This window comes from Parabacteroides faecis, assembly GCF_014647375.1.
GTDB classification, from domain to species: Bacteria; Bacteroidota; Bacteroidia; order Bacteroidales; family Tannerellaceae; genus Parabacteroides; species Parabacteroides faecis.
Genome location: NZ_BMPB01000006.1, coordinates 163,534 through 176,585 on the forward strand (window position 1 = coordinate 163,534; position 13,052 = coordinate 176,585).

The following is a 13,052-nucleotide window of genomic DNA, read 5'->3' on the forward strand; positions in this document are numbered from 1 at the left end:
ATATATGTTGATTAATTAATGGAAAATCAGAAAAGAGGTTACTGTGTTGCTCGTCAGACTATTGCAGTTTCCTAAATTTTTTTAATAAGGGAACTCCGGTTTCCACCGCAGGAAACGCCAGTTCCCTCGGCAGGAAATTACAGTTCCCCAGGCAGGAAACTGGAGTTTCCCAAGCAAGAAATTCTTGCGTATTAAGACAGCATATCCCTTTTCCTCCCGAAAGAGGAATGAATATTACAGTATCTCGAATGAAAAAGATAAGACCGGTCGCTTTTTACTTATCGTAAACCTTCCCGTCTTGTCCGATGATCGAACAGTTTTGTTGCTCGATCTTCAGTCGTTCCGCATATTTTCGCAGTTGCGCTTTATGCCGTTCGCAAGGAACAAGGTCTTTTTCGATATCTCCGCGTGGAGTTGCTTTCAACCGTTTCTGTCCGGTACGGATAATTTCGACGGCACGGGCATATTTCTGTTTGTCGTTCCGTATCTTATCCAGGCATGGGCTGACTTCAGGACGGTCGAAAGATATCTGTACGGTCAATTTTCTCCCGTGGTTGTTGAGCTCCCAGATGTTCACCTCCGTCAGTTTTATTAATTCCTCGATCTCCTGGTTATATAACGGGCTTCGTCCGGCTAGTGTCGAGTCGAAAGCAGATTCGTATACCGGATAGTAGACGCCGTTTAGGTCCATCCAGGTGTAAAGAATCTCTTTTTCTTTGGGAGATAATTTGACTCCCTGATGGTTACCGTCGATAACTTTCGTCAGCTTGCTGGCATGCGCTCCCCAGGAATAAGGCTCTTGTATCGGGGCCGGGCCGCCACCGATGAGGGTGATCTCCTTCTTTACATATAAATTGACATAGGCAGCGTTGAAGAACGGGTTCTTGTCTTTTGCCAGTACGAGTTTATCGCGGTTTTTAGGGTCGAAGTCATGGCAACGCACGCAATTCTTATCCAAAACAGGCTGGACCTCTTCCATGAACGAGAATTTTTTAGGTGCTTTTCCCATCCATCCGGTTAGTTTTACCGGTGCCTTTTTCAGAGCCAGCGGCTTAGGACCCATCGCGCTGGGCACGCTCAGGCGGTCTTCGTGGCAACCGATACAACCGTTTATCTCTCCCGACATGACCATTGTGCCGCTTCGCATGGATTGGATCATCTTTTTATCTTTATCCAGTAACTGGAAAAATACAAATGTACCTGAAGGGACCTCGAAGTTGACCGAACCGTCTTCTTCGACCGGTACTTCCCCCAGAATACGTTTATTCTCAAAGCTATGCCAGTTGACTGCCGGCGCCTGTTCGCCCTGACCGCCCCAGCCGCTCTTTGTCCATGTTCTTTTTTCCGGGGATTCGATGACGCGTAGATATTTGGCGGTACCCGGTTCCACCCCTTTCATATGTGTTCCGTGGTAAACGTTCTGTACATAGAAAGTCCCCTTTTTGTCCGTATAATTTCTGTTGGAAGGAATTGTGTGCGGTTTAGGGCGCGGTTCGATGATCATCGGGTCAAAAAGGCTTCTGTTCCCTTCAACGATCAGTTCCTGTGTGCCGTCTCTCCCGACCAGGTAAATACCGGATTTGGAATCGACATGCATCCAGCCTCCGGGTTTAGCCCAGATGGTACGGGAAGTCAGGAAGAATTTTTCATTTAAAGGATAAGGGTCTTCAAAGAAATATTCAATCCATTTGAAGGAGTCCAGGTCTCCTTTGTCGACGAGTTTCCGGCTTTCTTCCGGCCATATTTGTACGACCGGTTCCACTCCGTCCACACCCTTCTTCCGGTCTATAATGGCAAGGGCACCCCAGGGACGGTCATGGCAGGAGCCGAAGATACAGATTACCTGGTCGGTTCCCGGTATCTGGCGTCCGTCAATCACACCTCCGGGCGATTGGGTATTATTTCCGTAGTAGATGGAATGTTTGGTGCCGTCGGGATTGACGGTCCATAAACCCTGCGCATCTCCGAAGTTGCGGTCTACATATTCCCAGCGGTCATACAGGATCCTGCCATCGCTTAACAGGGTAGAATGGCCTTCAAACAAAGTACTGACCCCGATCTGGGTAATGTTTGCCCCGTCTGCCTCCATCCGGTATAGATTACACATGATATGGCGGTTGCACATACAGTATTTCGGCTGGCGGGTGGAGCTAAACAGAATCCCTCCGTCGGGCAGGTATAAAGGATCTATATCCGACACCCCTTCGGCGAAGGTCAGTTGTTTTAATCCGCTGCCATCCGTGTTTATTTCGTAAATATGATAGAAATCGTCCTTGTTTTTCCGCATGGAGAAAATGATCTTTTTCCCGTCGAAAGATAATTCCGGATCACGTACAACTCCATCTTTCAGTTCGATCAGTGTGGTCGTATTCCCTGTGTTTACATCAAAAATACGCATGGCACCTCCCGGGAAGAAACTGCTTTCATTGATTTCCCCTTTCTGGAAAAGAGTGGCGGTATTGTGATGGTCCGGGGCATACTGTTCCCTTTCTATATACAATATTTGTTTTCCCGCCAGTTGTTCTTTGGCCTTTGCGGTGAGTGTAATTTTCTTCGGGTCCATTTGTTCGGCGGAAAGTTGCATACTCCCTATGCAGACTGTCGCCAGAAAGATGATGAATTTGCTGTAGTTTCTCATGGTGTCCGTATTTAGAAAATGATGATTTATTTAGGAATATACCCCAGGTTTGCGGAGATGATGTTAGCTGTCCGGATCAGTTCTTTCGATGTTTCCGGGAATTTCTCTTTTTCCAACCGGCCGGATGGACCGGAGGTCCAGATGGTTGCTGCGATACTGCCGAATTGGTTGAATATGGGGGTTGCAATGCAATGAACGCCTGCCATTTCTTCTTCCAGGTCGACGGCATACCCCACTTTTCTTATATGATTTATTTCTTTTCGCATCTGCTCTTCGTTGGCGATCGTACGTTTGTTGAAGACAGTATATTGAATAGTTTGCATCGCTTTTTCACGCTCCTCGTCCGAAAGGTAAGCCAGGAAAAGTTTACCCGGTGCTGAGGCATGCAGAAAAAAGCTGGTGCCGGGGCGTAGCAGGAAAGTGAAATTATGTGAGCCTAAAACCTGTTCGAGCAGGACGACCCGGTTCTCCATGAAGACACCCAACATAACGCTTTCCTTGATCGTATCTCGCAAGGCACGCATCGGAGCCAGCGATTGTTCTACTATATTCGATTCGCCCAAAGCAGCCAGTCCCAGTTTCAGGAATCGCTTGGATAGGGAGTAGCGTTGTGTATCTGCATCTTTTGTCAGATATCCCATGCCCTGCATCGAATTTAATAACCGGTATATGGTTGTTTTAGGAGTATCCAGCAAATTTACAATTTCCTGCATGGTTAGGCCACTGGGGTAATTGACCAGAAACTCCAGTAGCTCGAAGCTTTTTTCAAGCATCGGGATATTGTATTTTGTTGTATTTTTCTCCTCTGTTTCTACCTGCGTGATCATGGTTGTTTGGATTGTTTATTGGTTTCTTATGTGGAACTTTGTTTCTTATTTGAAACAAAAGTAGGTTTTTCTCTGTAACGAACAATACTAATTTTGTTAATAAATAATATTATTTTCCCTCGTCATTGTAATTATTCATCTTTGTATACGACTGATGTAGTAAACAATACGATAACGAGTTAATAAATGCACAGCAACAAAAAAGGACTTCAGGAGTTGGAAGAATTTAAGAAAGAATAACCATTCGTCAAATAATTCTTACCCTTTGTCACAATAATTTCCTCACGTATCTCCCCCCGTCTACTTTTGATACAAAAAGCAAAAGAGATGGGTGTTTTTTTGTAGCCGGTAGTGCTACATCGAAGTAAAAGAATAAATTTGTGGAAATAAAGCATACTGATATGAAATTATTTCTTCGTTGGATGTATCCGTTGATTCTGGGTGTCGTCATGTTCAATACCATTCGGTTGGTTACTGATTTGCCGAATCATAATCCATTTTGGGCAGAGTCTAAATCATTTCATGTGATAGCATTATTGGTTTCCGTATTAGTGAGTTATGGATTTGATTTCAAAGGCCGCTATTATATGGAGAAGGTTAGGGCTAAAAGTTTTTCCGTAACACTGGAATATACTTTGTTGGTTGTGTATTTGTTTTTAAGTGTGAATCTGATTTTGTATGCCGGTGATTCTATAGGTATTTTATATATGGGCGATAAGCTTGCCGATTATGTGATCGCAAATGTCGTTTGTATATTGTATTTTTTCTTGTACTACATTCTGATTCGAAACGATAAGCTGGAGAAAGAATATAATCAGCAAACCTTACAGTTGGAGAAGATAAAAGTAGATCAGTTGGAGATCGAACTTAAATTTCTTCGGGCACAGTATCATCCTCATTTCCTTTTTAATGCTTTGAATACGGTCTATTTCCAGATCGATGAAAAGAATCCGATACCCCGGCATACATTGGAAATGCTGTCGGAGTTGTTACGGTATCAATTGTATGGCGGAAATCAACAGGTTTCGGTCCGGCGGGAAATCGATTATCTGAAAACTTATATGGATTTTCAGCGGCTACGGATGAGTAAACGGCTGGTGTTGGAAGTGCATATCGATGATAAGCTGAAAGATCAGGAAATTTATCCGTTACTTTTTTTACCTTTGATAGAGAATGCTTTTAAATATGTGGGCGGAGAGTATAAGATTAATTTGAATATGTCGCTGGAAGACGAAAAGATCATATTTTGTATCGAAAACTCCAAACCATTGAACCCGCCAGAAAAAACTGTCCGTAAAGGTATCGGTTTGGAAAATCTCCAAAGGCGGCTTGTCCTGTTATATCCGGATAAATACAGCCTGGAAATACAGGATAAACCATTTTGTTTTATTGCCCGATTGACAATTGAAACAGATAATGTATGAAAATAAAATGTATCATAACAGATGATGAACCCGTTGCTTGCCAAGGATTGCAATCGTATGTGGAGAAAGTGGATTTCCTGACGCTGACAGGCGTATGTGAAGATGCCATACAGTTGAATACGCTTTTAAAGACGGAACAGCCTGATTTGCTTTTTCTGGATATCGAGATGCCTTATCTTTCCGGTCTGGATTTGCTGGCCACCCTGACAAACCCTCCGAAAGTAATCATCACTTCCGCCTATGAACAATATGCGCTGAAGGGGTATGAACTGGATGTGACGGACTATCTGCTTAAACCGATCCCTTTTGAACGCTTTCTGAAAGCAGTCAATAAGGTACATGCTCTTTTGCAAAAAGAGGTTCCTACCGAAGTGGAAGATTTCTTTTTTGTAAAGAGTGATAAACAAATGAAGAAAGTGTATTTCAAGGATATCCTTTTTGTAGAAGGACTGGAAAACTACATAACGATCTATACTCTGACAGAAAAAATACTTGTTCATTCTACGATGAAAAATATCATAAACTCTTTGCCGGGAGATCTCTTTATTCAGACCCATCGTTCGTATATCGTCAATGTGCATCGTGTTAATCTGGTTGAGGGAAATATGTTGAAGGTGGCAGGGTATGAAATTCCTGTTGCCCGTAATTGTCGGGAAGAAGTTTTTACCCGTATAATAAAAAATCCCCTATAGTTGTCCTAAATACCAGGGGGTAACATACGAAACTGTTTCGACTCTCGTTTAACTATCATAACAAAATAAATACAAGTTATGAAAAATAAGAGTTGTGTATGGTTGGTTTGTGTGCTGTTGTCTATTGCTGCAATGGGAAAAGCACAAGTGGTTACGTTGGAGAATGGGTTTAGTATTACTTCTATGCGGCATTCTAAGGAGGGATTAGGAAAGGTTTATCCCTACCAGATGGCTTTAGGAATGCAGTATATGGATAAAGGATGGTATAATTTATCCAGCAGTATAGGATATATGCGAAGAGGTAGTCGGGACAAAATATTTTATAATCCGATTACAGGAGAAAATGGATATGTCACGATGAAAAATAAATTGCATTATCTGACCGTAAGTACAACATTCGATATTAAGAAGACAAGCCATGATGGTTATACTTTTTTTATCGGAGTTGGTCCTCGTCTTGATTTTAATTTAAAATCGGTGACAGTAACATATATTGATTTTGATCAATCCAGACCAGAAGGTTATGAGCCTACTAAAGAAAATCTGGATGGCATTCACCCTGTTTTGTTCGGTTTGAAATGCGTAGGAGGCATACGGAAAGATATTGGAAATATGCAGTTAGGTTTTAATATCGCTTATTTACCGAGTTTTACTCATTTATCGAAAGGAGTGCATGACCGAACATTTACTTTTGGACTATCTTTGGGTTATAAATTAGGTGGAAATAAGGGAGATGTTAAAACAATCCGTACTGTTCGCCACCATAAATAATAAAATAGACAATTGATTTCTGACAAACAAGCTGCTTATGTTATGTAGATAGTCCGGCTATCTACATAACTAACATATAAGCCCTGTACCTTGTCTCTTTTGTGACCGGGCATAAAGATAAATATCCTTCCCTGATCTTGCCGTTTTCGATAATAAGCGGATAAGTATCTTTCATAAAACGATGACGTTCGTAGGCTTCTCCGTCTTTACTCTCATAGGTAATGTTGAAATCGCCGATAGCGGCAGGTGCCAGGTATTTCTGGCTGAGGCGTAAAGCGACCAGCCCCATTGTGTAACGCATATTGATCTCGATGCAGGGATGGATGGCATGTGCACCGTCCTTTGTTTTATATACGATCATATCTACACCCAGATATCCGCGATAGAGATTGCCATATATGCGCTTCAGAGCATCGGTAACCGCATTTTGTATCTGAAGATAAACATCTTCTCCGACCCAGCGTTTGATCGGTGTGCTTAGATACTCCTGGCTGCCTAATATATTTCCCGAGTAGGCCCCTTTTTCTCCCGTTCCGAAAACAGACAATCCCTCGTAGGTGACATTTCCATTCCCGTCAGAATAAAACTCCATCGCTAAATCCTGTACCTTATTCAGACCGCATTCAATGCTGACAATCCCTTGTTTGGCAATGGCCCCTTCTATCCAGTTACGGTCTTTGGTCGTCAGTTTACGTTCCGGAATCCAGAGCAAACCGCGTCCGGATGAAGAATAGGGAGTTTTTACGACAAATGGAGCATTCTGCAGGATCAGATATTTCTCAATTTCTCTGATCTTCTTGCAAAATTTGGGAGCGACCGGGATCGGAAGGTCAGGTAATTGCTGGCGTATCAGTTCCAGACACTCAGCTGCCGTTTGCCGTCCGGTCAACCGGAAATAATCTTCTTTCCAGGCCGGTACGGATAAATTCAGATTGAAGTTATTTTTTAGCTTCCGGAATAGATGCAGGCTATGTGGGGATAATCCCCAGGGAGCAGCCTCCAATTCTGTGAACGACGTTTCCAGGCTCTTCAGTTCTTTGCCGGTGACAAGAGTGGCAAATGGCCTGAACTCTTTCGGTTTTAAAGAGAAAAAACGGGGAGAAGCGATCTCTTCCACGTAGACATAATCGTTGCTGTTTGCATACCAAACCGGAAGGTATGATAATTCCCTTATCATCCTTTGTACATTGGCTGGAGGCGTATAGTTTTCGGAACCCACTAATACAGCCGTTTCATGCCCCGGATTAAAAAAATGTATCTGAGATATCATAAGTTATATAAACAGCGAAGCCGTCTGTTAGTGAGACGGCTTCGTTTTTATTTATTCAAGATTTTCATCTATCGCATCGATCTTTTTGATTATGAGCGCCATCTCATCTTTCAGTTTTTCGATCTTACGCTCCATCTCTTTTACAAGACCACCTCCGCCTTTAGAGGAGATGCTGAGGAAACCGATGTTATTTTCGTATGTCTGCAATTCATTTTTCATGCGGTCATACATTCTCATCAGTTTTTCACGTTCGCCGTACAGTTTGCCCTTTCCGTGTTCCCCGCTTGTCATATCGTTCAGATTGCTGCGGTACGACTGCATTTTGCGGTCAGTCTGGTCTACTTTCAAACGGTCGAACTGATTGTCTACCGCTTCGTGATATTCTTTATAGATTTTATCTTTTTCCTTGAAAGGAACGTGACCGATCGCATTCCATTCAGCCATCAAACCTTTCAGTTCAGCTAAAGCGTCGTCTGTGCCCAGTGTTTCATCCAGCTTATTGATCTTTTCGATCAATGCTTTTTTGGCAGCCAGGTTTGTCTGTTCTACGCTCTTCTGGGAAGACACGTTCTTATTCTTTTGTTCGAAGAAATAATCACAAGCAGAAATGAAACGTTTCCAAACGATGTCCGAATGCTTGCGGGCTACCGAACCGATCGTTTTCCATTCTTTCTGCAGAGCGATCATCTTTTCAGTCGTACTCTTCCATTCTGTACTGTCTTTCAGGGCTTCGGCTTTTTCACACAAGGCCTTTTTCAATTCGAGATTCTTTTCCATCTCTTCCTTGATGCCTTTGTAGAAAGCACTTTTCTTATTGAAATAAACATCACAGGCTGCACGGAAGCGTTCGAATATCTTCACATTGGATTTTTTCGGTGCGAAACCGATTGTTTTCCATTTTTCCTGTAAAGCGATTACCTCTTTATTCTTTTCTTCCCAGTCTTTGAATGTCTTCAAAGCTTCGAAGTCGATACCTTCTATTTCTTCGCAGATAGCTGTTTTAGCGATCAGATTCTCCTGCTCTTTCGATTTCAGTGATTCGAAGTGCTCCTGGTGACGTTTGTTGATCACGGTAGAAGCCGCTTTGAAACGAGCCCACAGTTCTTCGCGCAGTTCTTTTGCTACCGGACCGATCTCACGCCATTGCTGGTGCAGTTTCTGAAGCTGGTGGAACGCGGATACAACATCTGGTTCTGTCTGCAACTTTTCGACTGTTTCGCACAAGGCAGTTTTCAGTTCCAGATTCTTCTTGAAGTCATAATCGCGGAACTGGTTGTTGATCTTGATTATATCGTAGAATCTTTCGCTGTAAGTCTGATAGTTTTTCCACAGTTCGTTTGCATGTTCCTGTGGTACGAGTTTAATTTCTTTCCATCTCTGCTGGATATCCTTAAAGTCGTTGTATAGTTTATTGAAATCGTCCTGACTTTCCGTCAAGACTTTTAACTGATCGATCAGTTGGAGTTTCAGAGCATAATTCGCTGCCTTCACACGATCCTCTTCTGCCAGGATTGCCGCTCTTTTTTCTTTGTAAACAGTCAGCAATTCTTTCAGTTTGTTTTCGGCTTCATCTTCAGGTGCAACGAAATCCTTTTCTTCTCCTCCGTCTTCGAGGAATGTTTTCTTCGATTCTTCAACTTCGGCTCTGTGGATTTTGTAAAATGCCTGTTTCAACGATTCCACCTCGTTGCGTGCAGTTTCGGCAGCAGCATTTACCAGTTCGGTCAATTTTTCAAGAATCTCTTCTTTAGACAATTTACCGAGCGCATTCGCTGTTGCTTCCTCTACCGTTACAGTAGCATCTGTCGCCGTTTCAGTCGTTTCTTCCACTGTTCCGGTCGTTTCAACTTCAGCCGCAATGTTGTTTTCCGGAGTCACTTCCGGTGCTTTAGTTTCTTCCAATTTGCCAGTTTCTTCAGCCGGCAGATTAGTTTCATGAGTGTCCTTCATATTCAATCACATTTAAGAAAAGGATAAAAAACATTCCTATATCAAGTCACAAATTAAAGTATTTATTTTTGGATTACAGCATCTGAGGGCAATTTATTTATTAGAAAAGGTTAATAAATGCTCAAAAAGACCGAAATGAGTTACTTTAATCTTTATAAAATGTCGGAAGAGAGAGGTGAAAATGTTCCCAAACAAATAAACCGGACGCAGATAACGCTGAATTCGCAGATATACACAGATTTATTTTATTGATAATTAATAATGTCTGCGTTACTCTGCGAATTCAGCGTTATCTGCGTCCGGTAAATATTCGTTTAGACATACTGTCGTATGTTATCAGTTTTAACCTAAGAATGATATCAATACACCTGCCGCAACAGCCGAACCGATTACACCGGAGATGTTACTGGCCATACAATATTGAAGCACATGGTTTTTCGGATCGTATTTCAGGGCAATTTCGTTGGCTACACGCGAAGCCATCGGAACGGCACTTAATCCGGTTGCACCGATAAGCGGGTTGATCTTTTTCTTGGTGAATAAGTTGACCAGTTTCACAAAGAAAATACCTCCGGCGATAGACAAGGCAAACGCCAGGAAGCCACCGATCACGATACCGATCGTTGTCATATTCAGGAATGCCTCCGCTGTCATGGTTGCACCGACCGATAATCCGAGGAAGATCGTTGCCGCGTTCATGATGCTGTTTGATGCGGCATCGAACAGGCGGAATGTATTTGTTCCGATCTCTTTCACCAGGTTACCGAACATCAACATACCGATCAAAGGCACGGCACTCGGCACGAACAAGGCAACAACGGTCGTTACGACAATTGGGAAAATGATTTTCAGTACACGCAGATTCTTGATCTCTGTTGTGGACGGATATTTCTTTTCCTGTTCCTTCATGTTGATGCATAACTCTTTCTTGGAACATAGCGCTTTCACTACCAACGGTATGATTACTGGCACCAAAGCCATATAAGAGTAAGCTGCAATAGCGATCGGGCCTAATAGATGAGGAGCCAGCTTAATGGTCGTAAAGATCGCTGTAGGTCCGTCGGCACCACCGATAATACCCAGTGCAGCTGCTTCTTTAGGAGTGAATCCCATCAGGATAGCAACCAGTAATACAGTAAAAATACCCAGCTGTGCGGCCGCACCGAAAATAGACAGGCGAAGGTTACGGAGCATCGGACCGAAATCGGTCAGAGCACCCACACCCATAAAAATGATTGGCGGAAGAAACCCTGTTTTGATCAACATGTAATATATGAAGTTCATCAGTCCCAGTTCGTGCGCAATGTCGTGCAAAGGCATTTCCCAGATATTCTTCATTACTCCGTGTACGTTGATCAATCCGTTTTCATCTGCCTGGATCACACCCATTTCGCCTCCCGGAAAGTTGGCGAGCAACACTCCGAACGCAATAGGGACAAGCAGCAAAGGTTCATATTGTTTCTTGATACCCAAATAAAGCAATATGAATGCGATTGCATACATGATCAGGAACTGCGGTTCAGCAATAATGTTGCTGAACGCAGTCATTTCATACAGATTTTGAAATATCTCGTTCATTACTGTATCGTCATTAATACGTCATCTTCTGAAACCGTATCACCACCGGCATAATTGATGGAAGTGATCGTTCCGCTGAATTCGGAACGTACGGCATTGTATGTTTTCATTGCTTCCACATAGCAAAGAACATCGCCTTCTTTTACCACGTCACCCACTTTGAGCGGAGTTTCGGAAGCGTTCTTCACCAGGAAGAATTTACCTTCCAGCGGCGAAAGTATTTCGTTGCCTGCGCCAGCTGCCGGTGCGGGAGCTGCGGATGCGGCAGGTTGTGCAGCCTTTTCAGGGGCAGCCACCGGTGCGGCATTGGCAGAATCTCCGAAAGCTACGGTTACACGGTAAGGCTGTCCGTCGACGTCTACCGTCAATACTTGTGGCGTCGTAGGCAGGGCGGCAGCAGCGGCAACCGGTGCGGTCGGATGTTCCTTTTCCTGCTGGGCTTTTTTCTTCAGGGCAACATCCGCCAGGAATTCTACTTTCGCTTTTCCTGAACGGTAAGCCTCATACTGAGCCGGGTGCATGGCGTATTCGAACAGTTCTTCGTCGTCTTCACCTGTTTCCCATTGCTTTTCGTTCATCATCTTGCGGTATTTGTCGAGTGCGTCCGGGTAGTTATCCTGCGGATTACCGGTGAAGAACTCGCGTCCTTCGGCTTTTGCTTTCTCGATAATCTCCGGTGCAAGCGGACCAGGCAGTCTACCTGCTTTTCCGAGAATCATATCCCAGATATCGTCGGCGATCATGCTCCAGCGGGCTTTCCCTTTTTCCATCTGCATCACGTTCATCAACGCCAGGTTTTTCACGTACTGGCTGAACGGCGTTACCAATGGAGGATAACCTACACGCGGCCATACATAAGCCACTTCGTCGAACAGCTTGATAAGCAACTGGTCTTGCGACATCAACGGCTTGTTGTTCTTGATATTGCTCTTATTGATCGATTCCAGATTCTTTTCCAGGTCGGCCATCAGGCTACCCATCATACCGCCGGGAAGTCCCGGACCGATCAGCAGGGAGTTCATCAGACGGTTCTTCGGGCTGATATACAAGCCTAAGAAATCGTCCATAAATTCCTGGATCATACTGCGCACTTTCATATAGGCTTCCATATTGATCTCCGGCACTTTGTAACCGGCATCTTTCAGCATTGCCTGTACGGTCAGCAGGTCGGCATGTCCTGTACCCCATGAAAGCGGTTCCATACCTACGTCGATATAGTCGCAGCCGGCATTACAAACTTCCAGAATGGAAGCGACATTGAATCCGGGGCCTGCGTGACTATGATACTGGATAGGTATTTCAGGATGTTTGGCTTTGATATTGGCAACGATCTGTCCCAGCGAATAAGGACGACCGATACCGGCCATATCTTTGATACAGATCTCGTCTGCTCCCAGCTCGATCAGTTCCAGGGCCATCTTGGTGTAATATTCAACCGTATGGATGGGAGAGTGAGTGATGCAGAGTGAGCACTGGGAGATCATTCCGGCCTCTTTGGCATACTGGATGGAAGGGGCGATGTTGCGTACATCGTTCAGTCCGCAGAACGTACGGGTAATATCGGTTCCCTGTGCTTTTTTTACCTTGTAGAAAAGCTGGCGCACGTCAGCGGGCACCGGGCTCATACGAAGTCCGTTCAGGGCACGGTCTAACATATGTGTTTGAATACCTGCTTCATGGAATGGCTTCGTCCATTCGCGTACGGCTTTATTAGGATTTTCTCCGAATAGTAAATTAACTTGCTCAAAACCTCCTCCGTTGGTTTCAACGCGGGCGAAACAGCCCATCTCAACGATAGCGGGGGCAACTCTTGTTAGTTGGTCTACTCTAGGGACATATTTACCGGCAGATTGCCACATGTCTCTGAAAACCAAACTGAATTTGATTTCTCTTTTCATGATA

General features: G+C 43.9%; 9 protein-coding genes. 3 read left to right on the forward strand and 6 right to left on the reverse strand.

Annotated features, from left to right (window positions below):
* Positions 1-274: 274 nt before the first annotated feature.
* Positions 275-2,638, reverse strand: a complete 2,364-nt coding sequence (locus IEY67_RS09835; RefSeq protein ID WP_183668279.1) for an HzsA-related protein — start codon at positions 2,636-2,638, stop codon at positions 275-277.
* 26 nt (positions 2,639-2,664) lie between these two features.
* A complete protein-coding gene (locus IEY67_RS09840; protein ID WP_122354357.1) occupies positions 2,665-3,465 on the reverse strand; it encodes an IclR family transcriptional regulator in 801 nt (266 codons plus the stop codon).
* A 401-nt stretch (positions 3,466-3,866) separates the two neighbouring features.
* On the opposite strand from IEY67_RS09840, the gene IEY67_RS09845 reads away from it, so the two are divergent.
* The 3 genes from IEY67_RS09845 (at position 3,867) to IEY67_RS09855 (ending at position 6,352) form a co-directional block, all read left to right on the forward strand.
* Entirely contained in the window at positions 3,867-4,889 is a 1,023-nt protein-coding gene (locus IEY67_RS09845) for a sensor histidine kinase (protein WP_183668282.1), read from the forward strand.
* Complete coding sequence (locus tag IEY67_RS09850; protein ID WP_183668284.1) at positions 4,886-5,581, forward strand: LytR/AlgR family response regulator transcription factor; 696 nt, start codon at positions 4,886-4,888, stop codon at positions 5,579-5,581. The genes IEY67_RS09845 and IEY67_RS09850 overlap by 4 nt, the downstream gene beginning before the upstream one ends.
* 78 nt (positions 5,582-5,659) lie before the next feature.
* Complete coding sequence (locus tag IEY67_RS09855) at positions 5,660-6,352, forward strand: porin family protein (protein WP_122354354.1); 693 nt, start codon at positions 5,660-5,662, stop codon at positions 6,350-6,352.
* 61 nt (positions 6,353-6,413) lie between these two features.
* Here the strand turns inward: IEY67_RS09855 and IEY67_RS09860 are convergent, their stop codons facing one another.
* The 4 genes from IEY67_RS09860 to IEY67_RS09875 form a co-directional block, all read right to left on the reverse strand.
* Entirely contained in the window at positions 6,414-7,622 is a 1,209-nt protein-coding gene (locus IEY67_RS09860) for an ATP-grasp domain-containing protein (RefSeq protein WP_183668286.1), read from the reverse strand.
* Between the two features lie 51 nt (positions 7,623-7,673).
* Complete coding sequence (locus IEY67_RS09865; protein ID WP_183668287.1) at positions 7,674-9,572, reverse strand: DUF349 domain-containing protein; 1,899 nt, start codon at positions 9,570-9,572, stop codon at positions 7,674-7,676.
* A gap of 342 nt (positions 9,573-9,914) precedes the next feature.
* Positions 9,915-11,150 (reverse strand): sodium ion-translocating decarboxylase subunit beta, encoded by a 1,236-nt coding sequence (locus IEY67_RS09870; protein WP_183668289.1) that lies wholly within the window; start codon positions 11,148-11,150, stop codon positions 9,915-9,917.
* Positions 11,150-13,048 (reverse strand): biotin/lipoyl-containing protein, encoded by a 1,899-nt coding sequence (locus IEY67_RS09875; protein ID WP_183668291.1) that lies wholly within the window; start codon positions 13,046-13,048, stop codon positions 11,150-11,152. The genes IEY67_RS09870 and IEY67_RS09875 overlap by 1 nt, the downstream gene beginning before the upstream one ends.
* Positions 13,049-13,052: the final 4 nt, after the last annotated feature.